The organism is Streptomyces sp. DI166, from assembly GCF_900091315.1.
GTDB classification, from domain to species: Bacteria; Actinomycetota; Actinomycetes; order Streptomycetales; family Streptomycetaceae; genus Streptomyces; species Streptomyces fuscus.
In genome coordinates, this window is record NZ_FLSP01000108.1 from 1 (window position 1) to 25,428 (window position 25,428).

Below are 25,428 nucleotides of genomic sequence, written 5' to 3' on the forward strand. Positions count from 1 at the left end.
GTACTCCTTGTGCTCGGTGGACTGCTCGCCGGCCGCGGACGCCTCCCGCGCGATCCCCAGGAACGCCTCCTCCAGCGAGGCCGACCGCACATCGAGTCCGCGCAGTTCGACCCCGGCGCCCTCGGCCCACACCAGCAGCCGGGTGGCCGCCCGCTGGAGCTGCCGGGTGCGCAGCCGTACGACACGGCCGTCGACCTCGTGCCCGGACACGCCCAGTTCGCCCAGGGGCGGCAGGTCGCCGAGGAAGTAGCCCTCGGGCAGTTCGAAGGTGATCCGGGAGGGCTGGGCGGCGGTCACCTCGGCCGGGGTGCCGGCGGCGGCGATGCGCCCCTCGTGCAGGATGGCCAGCCGGTCGGCGAGGCCCTCGGCCTCCTCCAGGTAGTGCGTGGTCAGCAGCACGGTCGTGCCCGCGTCGCGCAGGCCGCGCACCAACTCCCAGGTGTCCCGGCGGCCCTCGGCGTCCAGCCCGGTCGTCGGCTCGTCCAGGAACAGCACCTCGGGGTCGCCGAGCAGGGCGAGCGCCAGGTCGAGGCGGCGCCGCTCACCCCCGGAGAGCTGCTTGACCCGTACGCCGGTCTTCCCGGCGAGGCCGACCCGGTCCAGCACCTCGGCCGGCGGCCGGGCCCCGCTCACACACCCGGCCCACATCCGCGCGGTCTCCGCGACGGTCAGCTCGGACGGGAAGCCGCCCTCCTGGAGCATGACCCCGGTGCGCGGCCGTACGGCATCCCGCTCGGCGTGGGGGTCGTGCCCGAGGACCCGCACCCGGCCCGAGGCCGGCCGGGCGAGCCCCTCCAGCAGTTCGACGGTGGAGGTCTTGCCCGCGCCATTGGTGCCGAGCAGCGCGAAGACCTCGCCGCGGGCCACCGAGAAGGTGATTCCGCGCACCGCCTCGAACCCGCCCCCGTACACACGCCGCAGGTCGGTGACCTCAATCACGTGTTCGTGTTCGTTCCTGTCCATGACTTCAGCCTCCCGGCCTTCCGGGCGGCTCGGCAGTGCGCGCTGTCATCACCGGACATGACAAATGTCAGATGCAAGTCCGCGGGAGCGGGAAACACGAAAAGACCCCGGTCCATTGGACCGGGGTCTCATTCCCGAGCGGACGACGAGGCTCGAACTCGCGACCTCAACCTTGGCAAGGTTGCGCTCTACCAACTGAGCTACGTCCGCATTGCCTCCGACCGGCTCTCACCGATCGGCGCGAGCACCAGCCTACCTGATCCAGAAGGATGCTCGGTACGCCCGTGCAGAGCGGGTGACAGGAATTGCACACTGCGCCTTCCCCCTGGAAGGGGGATGTTCTACTACTGAACTACACCCGCACGCCTCCGTGAGCCGGGCTTTGCGGCCCCGCCCTCGGCGTGCTCCAGACTTTAGCTGATCGGGAGGGGTGCAGCGCAAGTCGGTTGTCCTCAGGGACCGCTGACGGCCCCGAGGACGGCGGCCGACGGCCTCACCGCGCGGCGGCGAACGCCTCGTAGACCTTCTTGGGGATCCGGCCGCGCGCGGGCACGTCCATCTTGTTGGCCTGCGCCCAGGCCCGTACCGCGGCCGGGTCCGGGGCGACCTCGGTCTGCCGGTAGGCCTTGCCCGAGCGCGACCGCTTGCGGCCGGCCTCCACGTACGGCTCCAGCGCCTTACGCAGTTTCTCGGCATTCGCTTCATTCAGGTCGATCTCGTACGACTTGCCGTCGAGTCCGAAGGCGATCGTTTCCGCCGCTTCCGAGCCGTCGATGTCGTCAAAGAGGGTGACCACGACCTTCTGCGCCACGAATTCGTCCCTTCGTACGGCACCGCTGACAATTCATTTGTACAGTGCCCGACAATGCATTGGGAAGCCTGACTAAATCTCGTTGCGTGTCTCAGCGCAATAGGTTCCGGGTGACGATCCAGGATCTTTCTCAGAACTTTTGCACGGGGCCCTTCTGATCACCCGTTCGTGACTGCCGTCACGTAGTTTCCTACAAGTCGACGCGCGTAGAAATTTTGTGCGGGTAGTCTGAAACCACCTTGCAGGAACCTGCTCAGCACCACACCACCGGGAGTGCACGTGGCACGCGTCGTAGTCGACGTCATGCTCAAGCCGGAGATCCTCGACCCCCAGGGCCAGGCGGTGCAGCGCGCACTGCCGCGACTGGGTTTCGAAGGCATCTCCGACGTACGTCAGGGAAAGCGATTCGAACTGGAAGTTGACGGACCGGTCGACGAGGCCGCGCTCGCCCGCATCCACGATCTTGCGGAATCCTTCCTCGCCAACACCGTGATCGAGGACTTCACCGTCAAGGTGGAGGAAGTCGCGGAGGCCGCGAAGTGACCGCTCGTATTGGCGTCGTCACTTTCCCCGGCAGCCTCGACGACCGGGACACCCAGCGCGCGATCCGCCTCGCGGGCGCCGAACCGGTCGCCCTCTGGCACAAGGACAAGAACCTCCACCAGGTCGACGCGGTCGTCCTCCCCGGTGGATTCTCCTACGGCGACTATCTGCGGGCCGGCGCCATCTCCCGCTTCTCGCCCGTGATGGAGACCGTCATCGAGCAGGCGAAGGCCGGACTGCCGGTCCTCGGCATCTGCAACGGCTTCCAGATCCTCACCGAGGCCCACCTGCTGCCCGGCGGCATGCTCGGCAACAACCACCTGCACTTCATCTGCCGCGACCAGAAGCTGCGGGTGGAGAACGCCGAGACCGCCTGGACCAGCGACTACGAGAGCGGGCAGGAGATCCACATCCCGCTCAAGAACATGGACGGCCGCTACGTGGCCGACCAGTACACGCTGGACAAGCTGGAGGCCGAGGGCCGCGTCGCCTTCCGGTACCTCGACTTCAACCCCAACGGCTCGCTCAACGACATCGCCGGCATCACCAACGAGGCGGGCAACGTCGTCGGCCTCATGCCGCACCCCGAGCACGCCGTGGAGCCGCTGATCGGTACGGGCCGTACCGACGGGCTGCCGTTCTTCACCTCGATCCTCAAGAAGCTGGTCAACGCATGAGCCGGACGCCTCTGGACACGGTCGAGCACGCGGCCGCGACCCCCGACGTCGAGCTGCCCTGGGCCGAACTCGGCCTGAAGAAGGACGAGTACGAGCGGATCGTGGAGATCCTCGGCCGCCGCCCCACCGGCGCGGAGCTGGCCATGTACTCCGTCATGTGGTCCGAGCACTGCTCGTACAAGTCCTCCAAGGTCCACCTGCGCCAGTTCGGCGAGAAGGCCCCGCAGTCCGACGCCCTCCTCGTCGGCATCGGTGAGAACGCCGGTGTCGTCGACGTCGGCCAGGGCTACGCGGTCACCTTCAAGGTGGAGTCGCACAACCACCCCTCCTACGTCGAGCCCTACCAGGGAGCGGCCACCGGCGTCGGCGGCATCGTGCGCGACATCATCGCCATGGGCGCCCGCCCGGTCGCGGTCGTGGACCCGCTGCGCTTCGGCGCCGCCGACCACCCCGACACCAAGCGCGTGCTGCCCGGCGTGGTCGCCGGCATCGGCGGCTACGGCAACTGCCTGGGCCTGCCCAACATCGGCGGCGAGGTCGTCTTCGACGCCTGCTACCAGGGCAACCCGCTGGTCAACGCCGGCGCCATCGGCGTGATGCGGCACGAGGACATCCACCTCGCCAAGGCCTCCGGCGCGGGCAACAAGGTCATCCTGTACGGGGCCCGGACCGGCGGCGACGGCATCGGCGGCGCGTCGATCCTGGCCTCGGAGACCTTCGACGACGCCAAGCCGTCGAAGCGTCCGGCCGTGCAGGTCGGCGACCCCTTCCAGGAGAAGCTCCTCATCGAGTGCACCCTGGAGGCGTTCAAGGAGAAGCTGGTCGTCGGCATCCAGGACCTCGGCGCGGCGGGCCTGTCCTGCGCGACGAGCGAGCTGGCGTCGAACGGCTCGGGCGGCATGCGCGTGACGCTGGACGACGTCCCGCTGCGTGACTCGACCCTCTCGCCCGAGGAAATCCTCATGAGCGAGTCGCAGGAGCGCATGTGCGCGGTCGTCGAGCCCGACAAGGTCGACCGCTTCCTGGAGATCTGCGACAAGTGGGACGTCATCGCCACCGTCATCGGTGAGGTCACCGACGGCGACCGCCTGGAGATCTACTGGCACGGCGGGAAGATCGTCGACGTGGACCCGCGCACCGTCGCCCACGACGGCCCGGTCTACGAGCGCCCCTACGCCCGCCCGTCCTGGCAGGACGAGCTCCAGGCGGACGACGCGAACAAGCTGCCCCGCCCGCAGACGAGCGAGGAGCTGAAGGACCAGGTCCTGAAGCTGGTCGGCTCCCCGAACCAGGCGTCCAAGAAGTGGATCACCTCGCAGTACGACCACTTCGTGCAGGGCAACACCGTGCTGGCGCAGCCGGAGGACTCCGGCATGATCCGCGTCGACGAGGAGTCCGGCCTCGGCGTCGCCATCGCCACCGACGGCAACGGCCGCTACGCCAAGCTCGACCCGTACACGGGCGCGCAGCTGGCGCTTGCGGAGGCGTACCGGAACGTGGCGACCACGGGCGCGAAGCCGCTCGCGGTCTCCGACTGCCTGAACTTCGGCTCGCCCGAGGACCCGGCGGTGATGTGGCAGTTCGCGGAGGCCGTACGCGGTCTGGCGGACGGCTGCCAGCAGCTCGGCACCCCGGTGACCGGCGGCAACGTCTCCCTCTACAACCAGACCGGCGAGGCCGCCATCCACCCGACCCCGGTCGTGGCGGTCCTCGGCGTGATCGACGACGTCGCCCGCCGCACCCCGGTCGCCTTCCAGGAGGAGGGCCAGCTCCTCTACCTGCTCGGCGACACCCGCGAGGAGTTCGGCGGCTCGGCCTGGTCCCAGGTGATCCACGACCACCTCGGCGGTCTGCCCCCGAAGGTCGACCTGGAGCGCGAGCGGCTGCTCGCCGAGATCCTGATCTCCGCGTCCCGCGACGGCATGATCGACTCGGCGCACGACCTGTCCGACGGCGGTCTGATCCAGGCGGTCGTGGAGTCGGCGCTGCTCGGCGGCAAGGGCGCCCGTCTGGTCGTCCCGGACGGCCTGGACGCCTTCACCTTCCTCTTCTCGGAGTCGGCGGGCCGCGCGGTCGTCGCCGTGCCCCGCTCGGAGGAGGTCCGCTTCAACGACATGTGCGGCGCCCGGGGCCTCCCGGTCACCCGCATCGGCGTCGTCGACGGCGACACGGTGGACGTCCAGGGCGAGTTCGCGCTCACCCTGACCGAACTCCGCGAGCTCCACGAGTCGACGATCCCGGCGCTGCTGGCGTAGTCGGCGGTAACGCGACGAAGGTCCCGTCCGGTCGAACGGACGGGACCTTCCGCGTATCAGCGCACGTAGTTCTTGAGGATCTCGGTGTCGAGTTCGATGCCGACGGGGGCGGGGAGGAGGACCTTCTCGCCGAACTTCGCCGTGTGGGCCGCGCGGTAGCCACCGATCTCCCGATCCGGCGAGCTGTGCACCGTGACCGTGCGGGCATCACGGTCGATCAGGAGGTAGACCGGGATCTCCGCCTGGCCGTACGCGGCCGGCTTCTCGTACCGGTGCCGCCGGTCCGTGTCCGAGTCGTACGAGGTCACCTCGACGACCATGAGAACCCCGTCCGGATCGGCCCACTCGCCGTGCCCGGCGAAGTGCGCCTCGGGAGCGAGCACGGCGTCCGGCATCGCCCGGCCCTGCCGGTACGCGGCCACCCGCAGACCCCGGCCGTGGTACACGTCCAGCTCAGGACGGGCTTGCATACAGCGCCTGGTCAGCCAGGCCATGATCGTGCCGCGATTCCCGTCCGCCCCCCTCTTGACCCCGAGCCGCCCGCCGATGAACTCCAGCGTGACGGTCTCGGGAGCGCCGGAGGCGATCGCCTCGAACTCTTCCACCAGCATCTCGGCCCCTACCGCCATGCCGCTCCCCCTTCCAGGCGCGAACCAGTGTTCTCGGCCCTCCGGCGCTCCCGGATGATGTTCCTGGTACGACACACGTACGAGTGACCTGGCACTGGGGGAACCATGTCCGCGCGCAAACTCGCCATGCTCGGCTACCGACTTCTGCTGCTCGCCTTCTTCGGGGTGGTGATCGCCGACGTCTGGGTCGACCTCGGCTATCCGCACTGGTGGAACTTCGCGCTGCTCGTGCCGGCGTTCGTCCTGGTGCTCGCCGCCAACCGGCGCCCGCGCACCCCGCAAGGGCGCCCGGAGCAGCGCGAGCCCGTCGAGGTGGAAGCGCCCGTCACCGGCCGCTGGTCGGCGCTGAACAGCCCGGCCAGCCGCACCCCGAGCCACGGCACGCACGCCTACGGCCAGACCTACGCCATCGACGTCGTCGCCGAGCCCGAACCGGGCCGCCGCCCCGGCTTCCGCGCCCTGTGGCCCCTCGCCCGGCGCAGCACCGCCTACCCGGCCTACGGCGCCCCGCTGCTGGCCGTGGCGGACGGCACCGTCGTACGGGCCGACGACCGCCAGCGCGACCACCTCAGCCGCTCCTCGCTGCCGGGCCTGCTGTACCTGATGCTCGCCGAGGCCACGGTGCGGGAGATAGCGGGCGTCAGGCGCATCGTCGGCAACCACCTCGTCCTCGACCTGGGCGACGGCACCCATGCCCTCTACGCCCACCTGAAGCGCGGCTCGCTGACCGTGGCGGAGGGCGAGAAGGTACCCGCGGGCCAGGTGGTCGCCCGGTGCGGGAACTCGGGCAACTCCAGTGAGCCGCACGTCCACTTCCAGCTGATGGACGGCCCCGACCCGGTCACCGCCAAAGGCATCCCCTTCCGCTGGCGGGGCATAGGCGTCCCGGCCAACGGCGAGGTCTTCGAAGCGCCCGCGCCCGCCTCGCACTCTGCCTAGGGTTGAGGCCATGCCACCCGCCAAGAAGCGCGCCCGCGCCTACGACCCCGCCAAGACCCGCGCCGCCGTGTTCGCCCAGGTCGGGCACGTCCAGGACGCCGTGGAGCGGCTGACGCCCGAGCAGTTCGCGCTGCCCACCCGGCTCGGCGAGTGGACCGTACGGGAGCTGATCGCGCACATCGGGATGGCGCTGACCGGCATCGGGCGCTCCCTGGACCTGCCGGAGCCGCCGAAGCAGAACGCCGTCCTGGCGGAGTGGCCGTTCGCCACCTCGGCCAGCTCCTCGGCGATCGACGAGTTCACGCGGACGCTCGTCCGGGACCACCCCGACCTCGGCGCCTACCTCGCCGACAGCGCCCACGCCCTCGCCGGGCAACTGGACTCCCACCCCGGCACCCGGCTGCTCGACACCAACGCCGGGGCCCTGCCGCTCGCCGACTACCTGGTCACCCGCGCCGTGGAGCTGGTCGTCCACACCGACGACCTGAACGCCGCGGTGCCGGGCCTGGAGGTGCCGTACGACCGGCAGGCGCTCGCCGCCACCACCAGGCTGCTCGCCGACGCCCTCGCGGTGAAGGCGCCCGGCGGCTCGACGGAGGTGCGCATCCCGCCGTACGCCGTCGTGCAGTGCGTGGAGGGCCCCCGGCACACCCGGGGCACCCCGCCCAATGTCGTCGAGACCGATCCGCTGACCTGGCTGCGGCTCGCGACCGGGCGCCTGGGCTGGAAGGAGGCGCTCGGCGAGGCGAAGGTCAGCGCCAGCGGCGAGCGCGCCGATCTGGGCCCGCTGCTGCCCCTGATGAGCTGACGGCCCGAGCGCGGCACAACGGACTGATAACGACCCCGAACCCAACACGTGCCTCGTACGTCGAAGGGACATGAAGCGGACAACACGCGTGAAGTACGCCGCCGTGGCCCTGGCCGGCACCGCCGTCCTGGCCGCCTGCGGCACCGACTCCGGCAAGGGCGGAGCCGGCAGCGGCTCGGTCTCCGACGGCGAGAAGACCTCCAAGGCCGGCGACGTCATCGCGGACACCCGCTGGGTGCCACGGACGGTGACCGTCGACGGCAAGGAGTACACGCTGCCGACCGAGGACCCGACGTACCCGGTCGATGAGGCGTACATCACGTTCAAGCCCGGTACGGCCAAGTCCGGCGAGTTCGGCGGGCAGTCCGGGGGCACGGTCGGCTGCAACCACATGGGCGCCGATGTCGAGATCGACGGCGACACCGTGAAGGTCGGCGATCTCGGTATGACGCAGATGGCCTGCAAGGGCGCGGTCCAGGAGTTCGAGAACCGGTTCGTCGATGTCTTCGACGGCACCCTGAAGGCCGCGGTCAAGGAGCGCGACGGCGTCAGGACCCTCACCCTGACCAGGAGCGACGGCGATTCGATCACCCTGGTGGAGAGCACTGTGAAGGACAAGGACCAGCCGGCCCTGAAGGGCACGAAGTGGACCGTGGAGAGCCTGCTCTCCGGCAAGGGCGCCGACGCCACTGCCCGCTCCCTGCCCGAGGGCGCCAAGGCCCACCTGACCTTCGCCGAGGACGGCACCGTCAGCGGCAACCTCGGCTGCAACAACATCCGCGGCAAGGCCGCCGTCAAGGACGGCACCATCGAGTTCGGGCCACTGTCGACCACACGCATGCTCTGCGAGGACCCGGTCATGAAGGCCGAGCGGGAGATGATCGACATCCTCGCCGGCAAGGTGTCCTACCAGCAGAAAGACCAGGAACTGACCCTCACCGCGAAGTCCGGGGACGGCCTGGTCGCCCGGGCGGAGTAAGAAAGCCCACTCCCAGCGAATTCGGACCAGTGGTCGATCTCGCCTACACTCGGAGCCGTGCCACGTGGTGACGGTCGACTCAATCACGATCTGCTCCCCGGCGAGAAAGGCCCCCAGGACGCGTGTGGCGTCTTCGGTGTCTGGGCTCCGGGCGAAGAGGTCGCAAAGCTCACGTACTTCGGGCTCTACGCCCTCCAGCATCGGGGCCAGGAATCCGCGGGAATCGCGGTCAGCAACGGCTCCCAGATCCTCGTCTTCAAGGACATGGGCCTGGTGTCCCAGGTCTTCGACGAGACCTCTCTCGGTTCGCTCCAGGGTCATATCGCGGTCGGTCACGCCCGCTACTCGACCACCGGTGCCTCCGTGTGGGAGAACGCCCAGCCGACGTTCCGCGCCACCGCGCACGGTTCCATCGCGCTCGGCCACAACGGCAACCTCGTCAACACCGCCCAGCTCGCCGAGATGGTCGCCGACCTGCCCAAGCAGGAGGGCCGCAGCCCCCGGGTGGCGGCGACCAACGACACCGATCTGCTGACCGCGCTGCTCGCGGCCCAGACGGACGACGAGGGCAAGCCGCTGACCATCGAGGAGGCCGCCCATCGGGTGCTCCCTCAGGTCAAGGGCGCCTTCTCGCTGGTCTTCATGGACGAGCACACCCTCTACGCCGGCCGTGACCCGCAGGGCATCCGCCCGCTGGTCCTCGGCCGTCTGGAGCGCGGCTGGGTGGTCGCCTCCGAGTCCGCCGCCCTGGACATCTGCGGCGCCAGTTTCGTGCGCGAGATCGAGCCGGGCGAGTTCATCGCCATCGACGAGAACGGCCTGCGCACCTCCCGATTCGCGGAAGCGAAGCCCAAGGGCTGTGTCTTCGAGTACGTGTACCTGGCCCGCCCGGACACCGACATCGCCGGCCGGAACGTGTACCTCTCCCGTGTGGAGATGGGCCGCCGCCTGGCGAAGGAGGCCCCGGTCGAGGCCGACCTGGTCATAGCGACCCCGGAGTCCGGCACCCCGGCTGCCATCGGCTACGCGGAGGCCAGCGGCATCCCCTTCGGTGCGGGCCTGGTCAAGAACGCCTACGTCGGCCGGACCTTCATCCAGCCCTCGCAGACCATCCGCCAGCTCGGTATCCGGCTGAAGCTGAACCCGCTGAAGGAAGTCATCAAGGGCAAGCGCCTGGTCGTCGTCGACGACTCCATCGTGCGCGGCAACACCCAGCGCGCCCTGGTCCGCATGCTCCGCGAGGCGGGCGCCGCCGAGGTCCACATCCGGATCTCCTCGCCGCCCGTGAAGTGGCCCTGCTTCTTCGGCATCGACTTCGCCACCCGCGCCGAGCTGATCGCCAACGGCATGACCATCGACGAGATCGGCACCTCGCTGGGCGCCGACTCGCTGGCCTACATCTCCATCGACGGCATGATCGAGGCGACCACCATCGCCAAGCCGAACCTGTGCCGCGCTTGCTTCGACGGCGAGTACCCGATGGAGCTGCCCGACCCGGAACTGCTCGGCAAGCAGCTCCTGGAGACCGAGCTGGCGGCCGGCCCGGCTGCCACGGCCGCGGCCGACGCGATCCGTCGCCCGTAAGCCCCCGTAGTACGACACGAAAGTTCTCAAGGTCATGTCTTCAGAGACGACTGGTGCCAGCTACGCAGCCGCGGGCGTCGACATCGAGGCGGGCGACCGCGCCGTAGAGCTGATGAAGGAGTGGGTGAAGAAGACCCAGCGCCCCGAGGTCCTCGGCGGCCTCGGCGGATTCGCCGGTCTCTTCGACGCCTCCGCCCTCAAGCGCTTCGAGCGGCCGCTGCTGGCCTCCGCCACCGACGGCGTCGGCACCAAGGTCGACATCGCGCGCCAGCTGGGTGTCTACGACACCATCGGCCACGACCTGGTGGCGATGGTCATGGACGACATCGTGGTGTGCGGCGCCGAGCCGCTGTTCATGACCGACTACATCTGTGTCGGCAAGGTCCACCCCGAGCGCGTCGCCGCGATCGTCAAGGGCATCGCGGAGGGCTGTGTGCTGGCCGGCTGCGCCCTGGTGGGCGGCGAGACGGCCGAGCACCCCGGCCTGCTGGGTCCGGACGACTTCGACGTCGCGGGCGCCGGTACGGGCGTGGTGGAGGCCGACCGGCTGCTCGGCGCGGATCGTATCCGTAAGGGTGACACCGTGATCGCCATGGCGGCCTCCGGTCTTCACTCGAACGGGTACTCACTGGTCCGGCACGTGCTGCTGAACCAGGCCGGGCTCGCCCTGGACGCGCAGATCGAGGAGTTCGGCCGCACCCTCGGCGAGGAGCTGCTGGAACCCACCAAGATCTACTCGCTGGACTGCCTGGCGCTGACCCGGACCACCGAGGTGCACGCCTTCAGCCACATCACCGGAGGCGGTCTCGCCGCCAACCTGGCGCGCGTGATCCCCGACGCGCTGCACGCCGTCGTCGACCGCTCCACCTGGACCCCGGCCCCGGTCTTCGACCTGGTCGGAAAGACCGGTCAGGTCGAGCGGCTGGAGCTGGAGAAGACCCTGAACATGGGCGTCGGCATGATCGCGATCGTGCCGGAGGAGTCCACGGACGTGGCCCTGACCACACTGGCGGACCGCGGCGTCGAAGCGTGGGTCGCCGGTGAGATCACGGACCGGGGAGACCACGCGACGGGCGCGGAGATGGTCGGCGACTACGCCGCCTGACGTTCGCGAGTGCAGCGCAAAACCCGGTCCGGTGGCGGGGACCCGCCTCGGACCGGGTAGAGCACAGCTAAGACGTCAAGCGCCGCGGCGTTGAGACGCGGGACCGGACTCCTCGTCCTCGTCCTCATCGTCGTCGTTGTACAGATCCGCGTACTGGGCGTACGGGTCGTCTTCGTCGTCCTCGAACGGCTCGCCGTTCGGCGGCTGGCTCGAAGTCGATGCGCCCAGCTCGCTGGCCAGACGCGACAGGTCAGTCCCGCCGCTGTTGTACTTCAGCTGGCGGGCGACCTTTGTCTGCTTGGCCTTGGCCCGGCCGCGCCCCATGGCTCGACCCCCTCGGTGACGGGGCTCGACGGCCCCAGAGTCTTGACACGCGTTCATGATCCGGAACGGACTCTCCTCGGAGAGACCGGCCCGTAGGGCTTCCACGGTACCTGAGCCCACGCGCATACGGTACGTCGCCCGCACCACGTGCCTGCTCCCAGGACCCTCGGGCCGCCTCGTACCCGCTGGTCAGGCCCGATTTTAACGAGTTCTGCACAGGCGACCCGCCGACGAACGTGAGAGTTGTCTCTAAGTGCCCGTCGGCGGGTACCGGAGGGTGTATCGGGCGCTTTCGTCAGCCCGCGCGGCGGGCCTCGGCCATCCGCTGCTCGGCGATCCGGTCGGCGGCAGCGGCCGGCGGAATCCCGTCAGTCTTCGCACGTGCGAAGATTGCGAGCGTGGTGTCGTAGATCTTCGCCGCCTTGGCCTTGCACCGCTCGAAGTCGAAGCCGTGCAGCTCGTCGGCGACCTGGATCACGCCACCCGCGTTCACCACGTAGTCCGGCGCGTAGAGGATCCCGCGGTCGGCGAGGTCCTTCTCCACGCCCGGGTGGGCGAGCTGGTTGTTGGCGGCGCCGCAGACCACCTTGGCGGTCAGCACCGGCACGGAGTCGTCGTTCAGGGCTCCGCCGAGCGCGCAGGGCGCGTAGATGTCCAGGTTCTCGACGCGGATCAGCGCCTCGGTGTCGGCGACCGCGCCGACGCCCGGGTGCCGCTCGGTGATCCGGCGCACGGCGTCCTCGCGGACGTCGGTGACGAACACCTCGGCGCCCTCGGAGACGAGGTGCTCCACCAGGTGGTGGCCGACCTTGCCGACCCCGGCGATGCCGACGCGGCGGCCGCGCAGCGAGGGGTCGCCCCACAGGTGCTGGGCGGAGGCCCGCATGCCCTGGTAGACGCCGAACGCGGTGAGCACCGAGGAGTCGCCGGCGCCGCCGTTCTCCGGGGAGCGGCCGGTGGTCCAGCGGCACTCGCGGGCCACGACGTCCATGTCGGCGACATAGGTGCCGACGTCGCAGGCGGTGACGTAGCGGCCGCCGAGGGAGGCCACGAAGCGGCCGTAGGCGAGGAGCAGCTCCTCGGTCTTGTCCCGGTCCGGGTCGCCGATGATCACGGCCTTGCCGCCGCCGTGGTCGAGACCGGCCATGGCGTTCTTGTAGGACATCCCGCGCGCGAGGTTCAGGGCGTCGGCGACGGCCTCCTCCTCGGTCGCGTAGGGGTAGAAGCGCGTACCGCCGAGGGCGGGGCCCAGCGCGGTGCTGTGGATGGCGATGACGGCCTTGAGGCCGCTGGCGCGGTCCTGACAGAGCACGACTTGCTCATGACCCCCCTGCTCCGACTGGAACAGGGTGTGCAGGACGCCGTCGGTTACGTCGGTCACTGTGGTGACTCCTGGGTAAGTAGCGGCGGTTGGGAACAGGCCCCGTGCGGGTGGCGGGAACCGTGTGCCTTGAGATTAGAGCCTGTGGCGCCCCACCACCTCGACGTGCTCAGGATCACCTACTCCCGGGGTACCCCCGTGCGACGATTTGCATAGATTTCCCGCCGCTTTGTGAGCGGGTTTCGAAGGTTTTCCTGGCAGACGGCGGGGGAGGGAGCAGGCGTGCCCAAGGTGACCTCGCTGACCGTCCCGTACGCGACCTACCTCCGCGTCTACGAGCCGCTGGCCGCCTTCCCCGAACCCGAGCGCACCCACTGGGCGCGCTACGCCCGCCGCCCGGACCGCCCCTCGTACCAGGACGAACTGCGCGCCGCCCTCACCGACTTGCTGCCCACCCCGCCGGTCCCGGTCCCGGTGCACGAGAGCCGGGAGGCGTTCGTACTGGAGGTGGACGGGGTGGTGTGCGTCTGCCCCTGGCGCACCCGGCTGCGCGGCTGGCAGGCCCTGGGCGACCTGGCCGAGGAGCTTCCGGCCCCGGTGCTGGACGCGGTGCTGCCCCCGGTCCTGCGGCGGCAGGCCGCGCAGGACTACGAGCGCTGGCTGGAGGGCAACCCGGACGCCCGGCCCTGGATCCGCACCTCGACCTGGCAGGTGCCGCTGCACTGGTTCGTGCTGGTCTCCGACGAGGAGCGGCGCTACGACAAGGGCACCGCCGAGGTGCCGCCCCTGCTGCGCTACCGCACGCCGATGGTGCAGGCGCGGCGCCGGGTGGCGCGGGCGCTGCGCACGCTGAAGGAGACCGTCGAGGAAGGGCCGCTGATGGACGGCCTGCTGGACGTGGGGCGCTGGCTGGAGGAGTTCCACCCGCGGTCCCTGGTCGAACTCGACTACGGCGGACTGGTGCACGTCCTGCCGGCCGGTGAGCTGGAGGACGACCACTCGGCGGCGGACGTGGCCGAGGGCATCGCCGCGCTGCGCGCCGGGGACGGGGCGGCGGCGGGGGCGGTGTACGGGCGGCTGCTGGAGCGGTGGCGTTCGGTACGGGAGCGACGGTCCGCCAACTGATGTGGGAGCGCTGCCATGTGTGGCGCAGGTCACGAACTGACGTTTGACCAGACGCCCGTTTTGGGGTTTCGTCCTCCTTCACGCGCCCCGAGTTGCTGAAGTCTCGTCAACAACGGACGTAGGTACCGATCCGGGCGTTAACCCCAAGGCGTGTCAAGCGTGACGGACCGCACTTACGCGGCCCTTGCGCCTCTTGCCCTCCCTCATGCCAAAATAGGACAAGGAGTCCGGGGAGGACTCTGCTCGCATTGCACGCTTTGGGGGGTCTGGTGACTCCTGATCGTCCTGTGACTGATCGTCACAGTGGCGTGACTGTCCGCTATGGCATGGTCCATCGGCTTCCGTCGCTGATGAACACCTGGAGGGGCAATTCCATCGGTTTGGCCGACGCGGCTGGACAGATGGTGTAGTTGTAGTGCCGAGGACAAGCCGTTCGTCCTATAACCGACTCGACTCGCGTCCGCCATTTCGGGCAACGCGGGTCAAGGTGCAGAATTTAGAGGAAAGAACCGAGAAGGTTCGGTTCTCCCGAGGAGGCCGCTCATGACCGCTCGCACCCCTGATGCCGAGCCGCTGCTGACCCCGGCTGAGGTCGCCACCATGTTCCGCGTCGACCCCAAGACGGTCACGCGGTGGGCGAAGGCCGGAAAGCTCACGTCCATTCGCACGCTCGGCGGGCACCGCCGGTACCGCGAGGCAGAGGTTCGCGCCCTGCTCGCGGGTATCCCGCAGCAGCGCAGCGAGGGCTGAACAACTTCATAACCGGGCAATTCGGCAGGTCCCCCAACGTGCCGAGGCGTCCGGAACCCCTAGCTCCAAGCGACGCGGGTACTGCCCCAACAGGACCCACGCCCAAGGCATCAGGCAACTGAACAGGGTGCGTCGTAGATCGCGCTGGACTCCGCCGGGTCCAGCGCGATCTTTTTTGTGCGCTCGGACAGGGTCGCGCAGGGCCGCACGGAAGGCTGTGTGTGGGCTTGTCGAAGCCTGGGGAGGGCTGTCGGATCCGCTGTGGACCACACCTCTCGGGTAGTGCAATTGCACATATTAAATTGACCACTTGTAGGACGGGTGTAAGTACCGCAGCTCCGGAAACTCATGCGGTGACACCCGTCACATGACGGGGAGCTTGTTGCCTGTGGCGTATGTGCGCTAATGGAAGCTCAGGTTCCAGTCGGCCGCCGTGGGGCGGGTGTTGAGGGTGCTCGGAGCTGGGGGTCAGGCAGGTGAGGGGCTCTCGTCCTCGGCCGGCTCCTCGTGGGAGCGGTCGGCGGACGCGGGCTGCGGCGCGTCCATGGCGAGCCGCAGGAGCTGATGACAGATCGGACAGTGCCGGGTCAGGTGCCGGTAGGAGGACGCGGCCGACAGGTGCGCGCGGAGCAGAGCCCGCGTTTCGTGCCTAGCCGAAGCCGCCATACGCCACCTCCAGGGGCGATACGGAGAAGGGCCCTGATTTCTGGGTACCGAGCGAATGTGACGCCGTCAAGACGGCGCGGAGCGCCTCGCGGGCCCGTACGAGGGCGCAAGCGAAAGAGCCCGAGTCATAAGACTCGGGCTCTTTACTGTGCGGTCCTGACGGGATTTGAACCCGCGGCCTCCACCTTGACAGGGTGGCGAGCACTCCAAACTGCTCCACAGGACCAGGTTTTGCGGCGCTTATTGCTGCGTTGCGCTGCGAGAAGAGACTGTACAGGAGGGTGGGTGTCCTGGTCGAACTCACCCTCTGTACAGGAACCGTCACGGCACCAGCGCGTCGATCGTCTTCACGATCCGCTTGTCCGAGACGGGGTACGCCGTACCCAGCGCGTGGGCGAAATAGCTGACCCGCAGCTCCTCGATCATCCAGCGGACGTCCAGCACCTGCTGCGGCACCGGACGGCCCTGCGGCATCTGCTCCAGCAGCCAGGCGTACTCGTCCTGCATCTCATGGACCTTCTCCATACGGGTCGTGTCCCGCTGGACGTTCGTCGCCATCTGCTGGAGCCGCCGGTCCACCGCCACCAGATACCGCATCAGGTCCGGCAGCCGCCGGATCCCCGCGGACGTCACGAAGCCGGGCTTGATCAGCGCGTTGAGCTGCTTGCGGACGTCCGTCAGGTTCGCCAGCAGTGCCGGGCTCTGTACGGCCTTCAGACGGCGCTCACAGGCCTGCCAGGCGGCCAGCACCTGCTGCACCTGCCCGACCGTACGCACCGTGGTGTCCACGATCTCCGCACGGACCTTGTCGTACAGCTTCCGGTACGACTCCTCGTCCCACACCGGGCCCCCGAAGTCCGCGATCAGCTTGTCCGCCGCCGCCATCGCGCAGTCGTCGAACAGCGCCTGCACCGAACCGTGCGGATTCGCCGACAGAGCCAGCTTCTGGGCGTTGGACAGCTTGTCCAGCGCGAACTTCGCCGGGTTCACCGGGATATTGCGCAGGATCAGCCGACGCGTGCCCTTCCACATCGCCTCCGCCTGCTCGGCCTCCGTGTCGAAGAGCCGTACGGAGACCGTGTCGCCGTCGTCCACCAGCGCCGGGTACGCCTTCACCGGCTGCCCGGCCCGGCGCGTCTCGAACACGCGCGTAAGCGTGCCGATCGACCAGTCCGTGAGCCCCTTGCGCTCCAGCGACTCCCCGCCCTGGCGGGACGCCGTCGCCGCGGCCGCCTGCGACAGCGCCTTGCGCGCCTTCGGCTTCAGCCGCAGCTTCAGCGCCTCAAGATCCTTGTCCTCGGCCAGCTTCCGCCGCCGCTCGTCCACGATCCGGAACGTGATCCGCAGATGCTCCGGCACCTTCGACCAGTCGAAGTCCTCCGCATCGAACGGCACCCCGACCATCCGCTTCAGCTCACGGGCCATCGTGACCGTCAGCGGCTCCTGCGCCGGCGTGGCCGTCTGCAGGAACCGCTTGGCGAAGTTCGGCGCCGGCACGTAATTGCGGCGGATCGGCTTCGGCAGAGACCGGATCAACTCCGTGACCAGCTCCTCCCGCAACCCCGGGATCTGCCAGTCGAAGCCCTCGTCCGTCACCTGGTTCAGCACCTGGAGCGGGATATGGACCGTCACACCGTCCGCGTCCGCGCCCGGCTCGAACTGGTACGTCACCCGGAACTTCAGCTGTCCCTGCCGCCAGGAGTCCGGATAGTCGGCCTTGGTGACCGCCTCCGCCGACTCCCGGATGAGCATCTCCCGCTCGAAGTCCAGGAAGTCCGGCTGCTCATGACGCTTCCGCTTCCACCACGAGTCGAAGTGCGCCCCGGAGACGACATGCTCGGGCACGCGCTGGTCGTAGAAGTCGAACAGCGTCTCGTCGTCGACCACGATGTCCCGGCGCCGCGCCCGGTGCTCCAGCTCCTCGACCTCGCTGAGGAGCTTGCGGTTGTCCGCGAAGAACTTGTGGTGCGTACGCCAGTCACCCTCGACCAGGGCGTTGCGAATGAAAAGTTCGCGGGACAGCTCCGGGTCGATCCGGCCGTAGTTCACCTTGCGCTGGGCGACGATCGGCACGCCGTACAGGGTGACCTTCTCGTACGCCATCACCGCCGCCTGGTCCTTTTCCCAGTGCGGTTCTGAGTACGTCCGCTTCAGCAGATGCCCGGCGAGCGGCTCGACCCACTCCGGCTCGATCTTCGCGTTGACCCGCGCCCACAGCCGCGAGGTCTCCACCAGCTCGGCGGACATCACGAACCGGGGCTGCTTCTTGAACAGCGCCGAACCGGGGAAGATCGCGAACTTGGCGTTGCGGGCGCCCAGGTACTCGTTCTTGTTGCCGTCCTTGACGTCCTTCATCCCGACGTGGGACAGCAGACCGGCCAGCAGCGAGACATGGACGCTCTGCTCGGGCGCGTCCTCCTCGTTGAGATGGATGCCCATCTGCTTGGCGACCGTCCGCAACTGCGTATAGATGTCCTGCCATTCGCGGATGCGCAGGAAGTTCAGATACTCCTGCTTGCACATCCGGCGGAACGAGCTGGAACCGCGCTCCTTCTGCTGCTCGCGGATGTACCGCCACAGGTTCAGATAAGCGAGGAAGTCGCTGGTCTCGTCCTTGAAGCGGGCGTGCAGCTGATCGGCCTGGGCCTGCTTGTCGGCGGGGCGCTCGCGCGGGTCCTGGATGGACAGCGCGGCGGCTATCACCATCACCTCGCGGACACAGCCGTTGCGGTCCGCCTCCAGCACCATACGGGCGAGGCGCGGGTCGACCGGCAGCTGGGCGAGCTTGCGGCCGGTGTCCGTGAGCCGCTTGCGTACGTCCTTCTGCTGGGGATCCAACGCACCCAGCTCCTGCAGCAGTTGGACGCCGTCGCGGATGTTGCGGTGGTCCGGCGGATCGATGAAGGGGAACTTCTCGATGTCACCGAGCCCGGCGGCGGTCATCTGCAGGATGACGGAGGCCAGGTTCGTCCGCAGGATCTCGGCGTCCGTGAACTCCGGGCGGGCGTTGAAGTCCTCCTCGGAGTACAGCCGGATACAGACACCGTCGGACGTACGGCCACAGCGGCCCTTGCGCTGGTTGGCGCTGGCCTGCGAGACCGGCTCGATGGGCAGCCGCTGGACCTTGGTGCGGTGGCTGTAGCGGCTGATCCGGGCGAAACCGGGGTCGATGACGTACTTGATGCCCGGGACCGTCAGCGAGGTCTCGGCGACATTGGTCGCCAGAACGATCCTGCGGCCGGAGTGCGGCTGGAAGACGCGGTGCTGCTCGGCGTGCGAGAGCCGCGCGTACAGCGGCAGCACCTCGGTGAAGCGGTACTTCTTCTTCTCCAGCGCGTCCGCCGTGTCCCGGATCTCCCGCTCACCGGACAGGAAGACGAGGATGTTCCCGGGCTCCTCGCCCTGGAGCTCCTCCACGGCGTCGCAGATCGCGGTGATCTGATCCCGGTCGGCGTCCTCGGAGTCCTCCTCCAGGAGCGGCCGGTACCGCACCTCCACCGGGTACGTCCGCCCGCTGACCTCGATGATCGGCGCGTCCCCGAAATGCCGGGAGAACCGCTCGGGGTCGATGGTGGCCGACGTGATGACGACCTTGAGATCCGGCCGCCGCGGCAGGAGCTGCGCCAGATACCCCAGCAGAAAGTCGATGTTCAGAGACCGCTCATGGGCCTCGTCGATGATGATCGTGTCGTAGGCGCGCAGCTCGCGGTCGGTCTGGATCTCCGCGAGCAGGATGCCGTCGGTCATCAGCTTGATGTACGTCTGGTCCTGGTTCACCTGATCGGTGAACCGCACCTTCCAGCCGACGGCCTCCCCGAGCGGCGTCCGCATCTCCTCGGCGACCCGCTCGGCGACGGTACGCGCGGCGATCCGACGGGGCTGGGTGTGCCCGATCATCCCGCGCACGCCCCGCCCGAGCTCCAGACAGATCTTCGGAATCTGCGTGGTCTTGCCGGACCCGGTCTCACCGGCGACGATCACGACCTGATGATCGCGGATGGCCTCGGCGATCGCGTCCTTCTTCTGGCTGACCGGAAGCTGCTCGGGATACGTGACGGCCGGCACCCGCGCCCGCCGCGCACTCATCCGCTCCTCGGCCCTGACGACCTCGGCCTCGATCTCGGCGAGCACCGCGGCCCGCGCCTCCGGCTTGCGAATCTTGCGTGCACCTTCGAGCCGCCGCCCGAGCCGGTGCGCATCGCGCAACGACAACTCGGTCAGACGGGAGGCGAGAGCGCCGAGAACGGGGGCAGGCTGCGTAGACATACGCGATCCAGGATCTCATCCCGGCCAATTCCATGGCGAACCCTTTTGCCCGGCGGACGGGTGGCCGAGCACGACCAAGGTCTCCGCCCCAGGGGACGGGGCTCTTGATCTTGTCGCGGCTGCGCCGCGGGCGCGGCCTCCGCCTTGGCGGGGGCGGTGTGGGGTGCGGACAGCTTGCGTGCTGCTGGTGGCGTCTGCCGTGTGCTGGGTACGTGAAAGGCCCCGATCCGGAGATCGGGGCCTTTGTTGTGGCTGGGGCCGGGGTCGAACCGGCGACCTTCCGCTTTTCAGGCGGACGCTCGTACCAACTGAGCTACCCAGCCACGAGGCGTCCGAGGATGCCTCAGCGGTCCTGACGGGATTTGAACCCGCGGCCTCCACCTTGACAGGGTGGCGAGCACTCCAAACTGCTCCACAGGACCAAGCTGTGTGGGCGACCACCAGTGTCGCACACGGTAATGCGTGCCCCCAACGGGATTCGAACCCGTGCTACCGCCTTGAAAGGGCGGCGTCCTAGGCCGCTAGACGATGAGGGCTATCGGCCCGCCTGGGCGCTTCTCAGCGCGTCGGGGACGTGAGAAGCATATGGGATGGCGGGAGGGATCGCCAAAAACGGTTTACGGGGTGGGGGTGGGGGAGGGTGTGCCGCCGGGGTGGTTCTCCTCCGGGAGGTGGCGACTGACCTCGGCCGTCGTGAGGCCCAGGCCGCCCAGTTCGATCTCGTCCCAGGCCTGGAGGCGGTGGGTGTCGCGGTCGAAGTAGAGGATCGAGGCCTCGATGGGGTCGGGGTAGTCGCCCTCCACCGCGCGCAGGCCGCTGCCGCCCGTCGAGCCCTCGATGCGCAGGCGGGTGCCCTGGTCGAGGATTTCCATTTCGTCGTGGTGGAGGTGGCCTGCCAGGACGAGGGGGACCTCGCCGTCCACTCCGCGTGCCGCCGACGGTTCGTGGGCCATGGCCACGTCCACCGGCTTGCCCGCCGCCCGGTGGTCGCGCAGGGCCGAGGCGAGGCGGGCGCCGGCGAGTTCCTGGGACTGTTCGGCGCCGGGCTTGTTGGTGCGGTCGGGGGTGAACTGGGGGTCCCCGATGCCCGCGAAGCGCAGGCCCGCGATGGTCCTGGCGCGGCCCTCGTCGAGGACGTGGACGTTCTTCAGGCCCTCCAGGTAGCGCTGGGTGAGCATCGAGTCGTGGTTGCCGCGGACCCAGACGTAGGGCGCGCCGAGGTCCTCGATGGGGTCGAGGAAGCCGTTCTCGGCGGCGGTGCCGTGGTCCATGGTGTCGCCGGTGTCGGCGATGACGTTGACCTGGTACTGCTCCACCAGTGAGGCGATGATCTTCCAGCTCGCGGGGTTGAGGTGGATGTCGGAGACGTGCAGGACGCGGATCGTGGTCGGGTCGGGGCGGTAGGCGGGGAGTGTGGACGTGGCGTCGTAGAGCTTGGTCACGTTCGTCACCAGGCGTGCCAATTCCTTCTGGTAGACGTCGAATTCGGTGACGATGCTGCGGGCGTCGCCGACCAGGGAGGGCGCGGAGGAGAGCAGGCCGGAGAACTTGGGCTCCAGGATCGATTTGGAGTTCCAGGTGAGGGCCGCTGTGGCGCCGGATGCGGCGAGCAGGGAGAGGGCGAGGCCGCCTGCGGCCAGGGCGCGGCGGGGGCGGCGGTAGACGGCGAGGCCGAGTGCGGTGGCTCCTGCGACTACGGCGACGCAGGAGCGTACAGCCAGGTCGCGGGTGCCGTGGGCGACGTCGTGGGCGACCTCGTCCTGGAGTCCGGAGAGCCGTTCGGGGTGGTCGACGAGGGCCTGGGAGCGGGCGGGGTCGAGTTGGTCGACGTTGACGTCGAGGCGTACCGGGGCGATGTGGCTGTCGAGGCGGAGTGCGCCGAGCGGGGAGACGTTGATCTTTGTGCCGCCGCTGAGGGAGGGGCGCAGGGTCATCGTGGTGTCCATGGGGCCCACGGGGACCCGGACGTTTCCCACGATCAGCAGGCCGAGCCAGGCGCCGACGAGGACGACGGTGACGAGGCCGAGGGCGCGGGCCCAGGGGTGTGGCTGGGGGACGAGCTGGACGGTGCTGGGTGCCTGGCGGGCGCGGTAGTGGCGGGCGAGGGCGCGCGGTGCCTTGCGGATACGACCGGTGGCGGTCAGGACTGCGGCGGTGACGCGGGCCATTGGTCCCATATGCCCAATTGTGCAGGTGGGTATGCCGGGTGCTGACGGCTCTCGTGCGGGCGGGTCGTACCGGACAATGGGCCTGTGCTGGAGATGACGCGCGAGGAGTTCGAGGAACTGGTTGCCGAGGCGCTGGACCGGATTCCGCCGGAGTTGACGCGGTTGATGGACAACGTCGCGGTGTTCGTGGAGGACGAGCCGCCGGCCGATGATCCCGAGCTGCTCGGGCTGTACGAGGGGACGCCGCTGACCGAGCGCGGGGAGTGGTACGCCGGGGTGCTGCCGGACCGGATCACGATCTACCGGGGGCCGACGCTGCGGATGTGCGAGTCGCGCGAGGACGTGGTCGCGGAGACCGAGGTGACGGTCGTGCACGAGATCGCGCATCACTTCGGTATCGACGACGAGCGGCTGCATGCGCTCGGGTACGGCTGAGCGTCGGCCGGGTGCCGCTGGGCGCCGGCCGGGTGCCGCTGGGCGCCGGTCGGTGCGGGGCGCGTGTCTTCTTGTGGGCGGGGGGAGTTGGGCAGTTCGACTCCTTCACCCTCCACCGGAGGTGGCTGCCCGTGCGCCCCTTGTCCGTTCCTGTCCGTCTGGCCGCCACGGTGGTGGCCGTCGCCGCTGCCGCCGGTTGTATGAGCGTGGGTGACGACGGCGCGGGCAAGGACGCGAAGCCGTCGCACTCCGCCGGGCAGCGGGGCGGGGCGAAACCGGACGGCGGTTCGGCGGTGTCGGGGGGCGGTGCCGCGTACGGTCCGGCCGATTCGCACGGCGGGCACGGCGGCGACAAGGGTGAGCGGAAGAAGAAGCGCAAGGGCAAGGGCAAGGGCGGGGACGGGGAGTCGGCGTCGCCGTCGGCCTCGGTGTCGGCGGAGCCGAGCAAGGGTGCCGAGAAGCCGGGCAAGCCCGGGAGGACCGAGCGTCCGGGGCAGCAGCCGGAGCCCACGAAGGAGCCGCCGACTCCCACCCGTCCGGAGGAGCCGACGCCGACTCAGCAAGAGCCGGAGCCGACGCTCACTCCGGAGCCGACGGTTGCCGAGCCGTCTTCGTCGGCGCACGGGGAGGCCAGTCCGCTGATGGTGCAGCGGGAGCCGGCTCCGGAGGCCGGGGCGCCGGTGTGACGCGGACCGTCTGACGCGGGTGGCGCGGCACGGGCCGGGTGACGCGGACCATCTGACGCGGGACGCGTGGCGCGGACCGTCTGGCGCGCCCGTGTGACGCAGGTCTACCTCGCTCGGTTTGCCTTGGGGGGTGGGGGTGCGTATGGTGGTAGATCGTTTGATCCCATTTGCCCGGCGCCAACGCAGAGCGCGCCGTGTGGCGCGTACTCTCCCTTGCCGTGGCTGACCGCATAGAGGCGGTCGTATTGCGAATCACGGAGTTGACGGGCGCGTGCCGACGAGACTCCGGAAGGTTTCGCATACGCATGTCCATTTCCAGTACTGATCACATCGTCCTGCCCGAGAACGAGGCCACCGAGGCCCAGGCGGACGCTCCCGAGGTCACCTTCGCGGACCTCGGTCTCCCCGAGGGCGTCGTGCGCAAGCTCGCGCAGAACGGTGTGACCACCCCCTTCCCGATCCAGGCCGCGACCATCCCGGACGCCCTGGCCGGCAAGGACATCCTCGGCCGCGGCCGTACCGGCTCCGGCAAGACGCTGTCGTTCGGTCTGCCGACGCTGGCGCGTCTGTCCGGCGGCCGTACCGAGAAGCACAAGCCGCGCGCCGTCATCCTCACCCCGACCCGTGAGCTGGCGATGCAGGTCGCGGACGCCCTCCAGCCGTACGGCGACCAGCTCGGCCTTAAGATGAAGGTCGTCTGCGGCGGTACGTCCATGGGCAACCAGATCTACGCCCTGGAGCGCGGCGTCGACGTCCTAGTGGCCACTCCGGGCCGTCTGCGCGACATCATCAACCGCGGCGCCTGCTCCCTGGAGGACGTCCAGGTCGCCGTTCTCGACGAGGCCGACCAGATGTCCGACCTGGGCTTCCTGCCCGAGGTGACCGAGCTGCTGGACCAGGTTCCGTCCGGCGGTCAGCGGATGCTGTTCTCCGCGACGATGGAGAACGAGATCAAGACCCTCGTCGACCGGTACCTGAACGACCCGGTCAGCCACGAGGTGGACGCCGCCCAGGGCGCGGTGACGACCATGTCGCACCACATCCTGATCGTGAAGCCCAAGGACAAGGCGCCGGTCACCGCGGCCATCGCCTCCCGCAAGGGCCGCACCATCATCTTCGTGCGCACCCAGCTCGGCGCCGACCGTGTCGCCGAGCAGCTGCGCGACGCGGGCGTGAAGGCGGACGCGCTGCACGGCGGTATGACGCAGGGCGCGCGCACCCGGACCCTGGCGGACTTCAAGGACGGGTACGTCAACGTCCTGGTCGCCACCGACGTCGCCGCGCGCGGTATCCACGTCGACGGCATCGACCTGGTGCTGAACGTGGACCCGGCCGGCGACCACAAGGACTACCTGCACCGCGCGGGCCGTACCGCGCGTGCGGGCCGTACCGGCACGGTCGTCTCCCTCTCCCTGCCGCACCAGCGGCGTCAGATCTTCCGTCTGATGGAGGACGCGGGCGTGGACGCCTCGCGTCACATCATCCAGGGCGGTGCCGCCTTCGACCCGGAGGTCGCCGAGATCACCGGCGCCCGGTCGATGACCGAGGTGCAGGCGGAGTCGGCGGGCAACGCCGCGCAGCAGGCCGAGCGTGAGGTCGCCCACCTGACCAAGCAGCTGGAGCGTGCGCAGCGGCGTGCGGCCGAGCTGCGCGAGGAGGCGGACCGGCTGGTTGCCCGGGTCGCCCGTGAGCGTGGCGAGGACCCGGAGGCGGCGGTCGCCGAGGCGCAGGCGGCGGTGGCCGCGGCCGAGGTCGCGGTGCCGGAGCAGCCGGCGGCGCAGGACGTGGAGCGGGTCGAGCGGCCGGAGCGGTCCGAGGGCTCGTACGAGCGTCGGGACAACGACCGTCGGGACGGGTTCCGTCGGGACGACCGTGGTGGCCGTTCCTTCGAGCGTCGTGACGGTGACCGGGGTGGTTTCCGTCGGGACAACGACCGCGGTGAGCGTGGCGGCTTCCGCCGGGACAACGACCGTCGTGACGGCTTCCGTCGTGACGGTGAGCGCCGGGACGACCGGGGCGGTTTCCGCCGCGACGACCGCGGTGAGCGTCGTGACGGTGACCGTGGCGGCTTCCGCCGGGACAACGACCGTCGTGACGGGTTCCGTCGGGACAACGACCGTGGTGGCCGTTCCTTCGAGCGCCGTGACGACCGGGGCGGGTTCCGCCGCGACGACCGTGGTGCGGGCCGTTCCTTCGAGCGTCGTGACGAGCGCGGTGGGCACCGTGGCAGCGACCGTCCGTTCAACCGTGACCGCCAGGGCGACCGTCCGGGCTTCCGCTCCGGTGGCCACGAGCGCCCGTACGGCCGTCGTGACGACCACCGCGGTGGCGGTTCCTTCGGCCGCCGCGAGGACAAGCCGCGCTGGAAGCGCAACGGCTGAGGCGTAGCGCCTT

21 protein-coding genes and 6 tRNA genes are annotated in these 25,428 nt (G+C 69.4%); 13 read left to right on the top strand and 14 right to left on the bottom strand.

Translation table 11 applies throughout. The features are described from left to right. From GA0115233_RS34170 to GA0115233_RS34185, 4 genes are all read right to left on the bottom strand, one after another. Positions 1-963, bottom strand: a 963-nt coding sequence (locus GA0115233_RS34170; protein WP_107406481.1) for an ABC transporter ATP-binding protein, incomplete at its 3' end; no start/stop codon positions are given. A gap of 137 nt (positions 964-1,100) precedes the next feature. Then, positions 1,101-1,173 (bottom strand) — tRNA-Gly (locus tag GA0115233_RS34175). 80 nt (positions 1,174-1,253) lie between these two features. Further along, a tRNA-Gly gene (locus GA0115233_RS34180) sits at positions 1,254-1,325 on the bottom strand. 131 nt (positions 1,326-1,456) lie between these two features. Further along, the gene (locus GA0115233_RS34185) at positions 1,457-1,774 is read right to left on the bottom strand and encodes a histone-like nucleoid-structuring protein Lsr2 (RefSeq protein WP_093724221.1); all 318 of its coding nucleotides are present in this window, start codon (positions 1,772-1,774) and stop codon (positions 1,457-1,459) included. Positions 1,775-2,053: 279 nt separating this feature from the next. Here GA0115233_RS34185 and purS point away from each other — a divergent pair, with 279 nt between their 5' ends. From purS to purL, 3 genes are read left to right on the top strand one after another with little or no spacing between them, the layout of a single operon-like run. Then, positions 2,054-2,317 (top strand): phosphoribosylformylglycinamidine synthase subunit PurS, encoded by a 264-nt coding sequence (gene purS / locus GA0115233_RS34190; RefSeq protein WP_015659417.1) that lies wholly within the window; start codon positions 2,054-2,056, stop codon positions 2,315-2,317. Further along, positions 2,314-2,994 carry a phosphoribosylformylglycinamidine synthase subunit PurQ gene (gene purQ, locus GA0115233_RS34195; protein ID WP_093724222.1) on the top strand — a complete coding sequence of 227 codons (681 nt, stop codon included), beginning with the start codon at positions 2,314-2,316 and terminating at the stop codon, positions 2,992-2,994. Before purS ends, purQ begins: the two co-directional genes overlap by 4 nt. Continuing rightward, positions 2,991-5,249, top strand: coding sequence for a phosphoribosylformylglycinamidine synthase subunit PurL (gene purL / locus GA0115233_RS34200; RefSeq protein ID WP_093724223.1), 2,259 nt, complete (start codon positions 2,991-2,993; stop codon positions 5,247-5,249). Before purQ ends, purL begins: the two co-directional genes overlap by 4 nt. A gap of 56 nt (positions 5,250-5,305) precedes the next feature. Here purL and GA0115233_RS34205 read toward each other — a convergent pair whose 3' ends face one another. Continuing rightward, the gene (locus tag GA0115233_RS34205; RefSeq protein ID WP_093724224.1) at positions 5,306-5,878 is read right to left on the bottom strand and encodes a Uma2 family endonuclease; all 573 of its coding nucleotides are present in this window, start codon (positions 5,876-5,878) and stop codon (positions 5,306-5,308) included. Positions 5,879-5,983: 105 nt separating this feature from the next. Between GA0115233_RS34205 and GA0115233_RS34210 the strand changes: the two genes are divergently transcribed. The 5 genes from GA0115233_RS34210 (at position 5,984) to purM (ending at position 11,293) form a co-directional block, all read left to right on the top strand. After that, positions 5,984-6,817 (top strand): murein hydrolase activator EnvC family protein, encoded by an 834-nt coding sequence (locus tag GA0115233_RS34210; protein WP_093724225.1) that lies wholly within the window; start codon positions 5,984-5,986, stop codon positions 6,815-6,817. A 10-nt stretch (positions 6,818-6,827) separates the two neighbouring features. Then, complete coding sequence (locus GA0115233_RS34215) at positions 6,828-7,625, top strand: maleylpyruvate isomerase family mycothiol-dependent enzyme (RefSeq protein WP_093724226.1); 798 nt, start codon at positions 6,828-6,830, stop codon at positions 7,623-7,625. Positions 7,626-7,695: 70 nt separating this feature from the next. After that, the gene (locus tag GA0115233_RS34220) at positions 7,696-8,604 is read left to right on the top strand and encodes an META domain-containing protein (RefSeq protein WP_093724227.1); all 909 of its coding nucleotides are present in this window, start codon (positions 7,696-7,698) and stop codon (positions 8,602-8,604) included. A 57-nt stretch (positions 8,605-8,661) separates the two neighbouring features. After that, positions 8,662-10,188, top strand: a complete 1,527-nt coding sequence (gene purF / locus GA0115233_RS34225; protein WP_093724228.1) for an amidophosphoribosyltransferase — start codon at positions 8,662-8,664, stop codon at positions 10,186-10,188. Positions 10,189-10,222: 34 nt separating this feature from the next. After that, positions 10,223-11,293: a phosphoribosylformylglycinamidine cyclo-ligase gene (gene purM / locus GA0115233_RS34230; protein WP_093724229.1), complete on the top strand. Its 1,071-nt coding sequence runs from the start codon at positions 10,223-10,225 to the stop codon at positions 11,291-11,293. Positions 11,294-11,368: 75 nt separating this feature from the next. Here the strand turns inward: purM and GA0115233_RS34235 are convergent, their stop codons facing one another. Both GA0115233_RS34235 and GA0115233_RS34240 read right to left on the bottom strand, forming a co-directional pair. Next, positions 11,369-11,617, bottom strand: coding sequence for a DUF3073 domain-containing protein (locus GA0115233_RS34235; RefSeq protein WP_093724230.1), 249 nt, complete (start codon positions 11,615-11,617; stop codon positions 11,369-11,371). A 295-nt stretch (positions 11,618-11,912) separates the two neighbouring features. Beyond that, positions 11,913-12,998 (bottom strand): Leu/Phe/Val dehydrogenase, encoded by a 1,086-nt coding sequence (locus GA0115233_RS34240; RefSeq protein ID WP_093724231.1) that lies wholly within the window; start codon positions 12,996-12,998, stop codon positions 11,913-11,915. A 222-nt stretch (positions 12,999-13,220) separates the two neighbouring features. On the opposite strand from GA0115233_RS34240, the gene GA0115233_RS34245 reads away from it, so the two are divergent. After that, the gene (locus tag GA0115233_RS34245; protein WP_093724232.1) at positions 13,221-14,063 is read left to right on the top strand and encodes a hypothetical protein; all 843 of its coding nucleotides are present in this window, start codon (positions 13,221-13,223) and stop codon (positions 14,061-14,063) included. A gap of 543 nt (positions 14,064-14,606) precedes the next feature. Next, a complete protein-coding gene (gene bldC / locus GA0115233_RS34250) occupies positions 14,607-14,813 on the top strand; it encodes a developmental transcriptional regulator BldC (protein ID WP_020869672.1) in 207 nt (68 codons plus the stop codon). Between the two features lie 468 nt (positions 14,814-15,281). On the opposite strand, the gene GA0115233_RS34255 is transcribed toward bldC, so the two are convergent. The 7 genes from GA0115233_RS34255 to GA0115233_RS34285 all read right to left on the bottom strand — a co-directional run bounded on the left by GA0115233_RS34255 (position 15,282) and on the right by GA0115233_RS34285 (position 21,913). Then, on the bottom strand, positions 15,282-15,479 hold the full coding sequence (locus tag GA0115233_RS34255; RefSeq protein ID WP_093724233.1) for a DUF6274 family protein: 198 nt from the start codon (positions 15,477-15,479) through the stop codon (positions 15,282-15,284). A gap of 151 nt (positions 15,480-15,630) precedes the next feature. Continuing rightward, positions 15,631-15,705, bottom strand: a tRNA-Asp gene (locus tag GA0115233_RS34260). A gap of 95 nt (positions 15,706-15,800) precedes the next feature. Further along, positions 15,801-19,745, bottom strand: coding sequence for an ATP-dependent RNA helicase HrpA (gene hrpA, locus GA0115233_RS34265; RefSeq protein ID WP_093724234.1), 3,945 nt, complete (start codon positions 19,743-19,745; stop codon positions 15,801-15,803). A gap of 249 nt (positions 19,746-19,994) precedes the next feature. Continuing rightward, a tRNA-Phe gene (locus GA0115233_RS34270) sits at positions 19,995-20,068 on the bottom strand. Between the two features lie 24 nt (positions 20,069-20,092). Beyond that, positions 20,093-20,167 (bottom strand) — tRNA-Asp (locus GA0115233_RS34275). A 41-nt stretch (positions 20,168-20,208) separates the two neighbouring features. Further along, positions 20,209-20,281 (bottom strand) — tRNA-Glu (locus GA0115233_RS34280). 81 nt (positions 20,282-20,362) lie between these two features. Continuing rightward, positions 20,363-21,913, bottom strand: coding sequence for a metallophosphoesterase family protein (locus GA0115233_RS34285; protein WP_093724235.1), 1,551 nt, complete (start codon positions 21,911-21,913; stop codon positions 20,363-20,365). Between the two features lie 84 nt (positions 21,914-21,997). Here GA0115233_RS34285 and GA0115233_RS34290 point away from each other — a divergent pair, with 84 nt between their 5' ends. From GA0115233_RS34290 to GA0115233_RS34300, 3 genes are all read left to right on the top strand, one after another. Next, on the top strand, positions 21,998-22,348 hold the full coding sequence (locus GA0115233_RS34290; protein ID WP_218063597.1) for a metallopeptidase family protein: 351 nt from the start codon (positions 21,998-22,000) through the stop codon (positions 22,346-22,348). A 131-nt stretch (positions 22,349-22,479) separates the two neighbouring features. Next, complete coding sequence (locus GA0115233_RS34295; protein WP_093724238.1) at positions 22,480-23,034, top strand: hypothetical protein; 555 nt, start codon at positions 22,480-22,482, stop codon at positions 23,032-23,034. Positions 23,035-23,339: 305 nt separating this feature from the next. After that, complete coding sequence (locus GA0115233_RS34300; RefSeq protein ID WP_093724236.1) at positions 23,340-25,415, top strand: DEAD/DEAH box helicase; 2,076 nt, start codon at positions 23,340-23,342, stop codon at positions 25,413-25,415. Positions 25,416-25,428 lie beyond the last annotated feature (13 nt).

Coding starts and splice junctions, on each gene's coding strand:
- purL (WP_093724223.1), top strand. CDS start 2,991: ATGAGCCGGACGCCTCTGGACACGGTCGAGCACGCGGCCGCGACCCCC.
- GA0115233_RS34205 (WP_093724224.1), bottom strand. CDS start 5,878: ATGGCGGTAGGGGCCGAGATGCTGGTGGAAGAGTTCGAGGCGATCGCC.
- GA0115233_RS34210 (WP_093724225.1), top strand. CDS start 5,984: ATGTCCGCGCGCAAACTCGCCATGCTCGGCTACCGACTTCTGCTGCTC.
- GA0115233_RS34215 (WP_093724226.1), top strand. CDS start 6,828: ATGCCACCCGCCAAGAAGCGCGCCCGCGCCTACGACCCCGCCAAGACC.
- GA0115233_RS34220 (WP_093724227.1), top strand. CDS start 7,696: ATGAAGCGGACAACACGCGTGAAGTACGCCGCCGTGGCCCTGGCCGGC.
- purM (WP_093724229.1), top strand. CDS start 10,223: ATGTCTTCAGAGACGACTGGTGCCAGCTACGCAGCCGCGGGCGTCGAC.
- GA0115233_RS34235 (WP_093724230.1), bottom strand. CDS start 11,617: ATGGGGCGCGGCCGGGCCAAGGCCAAGCAGACAAAGGTCGCCCGCCAG.
- bldC (WP_020869672.1), top strand. CDS start 14,607: ATGACCGCTCGCACCCCTGATGCCGAGCCGCTGCTGACCCCGGCTGAG.
- GA0115233_RS34255 (WP_093724233.1), bottom strand. CDS start 15,479: ATGGCGGCTTCGGCTAGGCACGAAACGCGGGCTCTGCTCCGCGCGCAC.
- hrpA (WP_093724234.1), bottom strand. CDS start 19,745: ATGTCTACGCAGCCTGCCCCCGTTCTCGGCGCTCTCGCCTCCCGTCTG.
- GA0115233_RS34285 (WP_093724235.1), bottom strand. CDS start 21,913: ATGGCCCGCGTCACCGCCGCAGTCCTGACCGCCACCGGTCGTATCCGC.
- GA0115233_RS34300 (WP_093724236.1), top strand. CDS start 23,340: ATGTCCATTTCCAGTACTGATCACATCGTCCTGCCCGAGAACGAGGCC.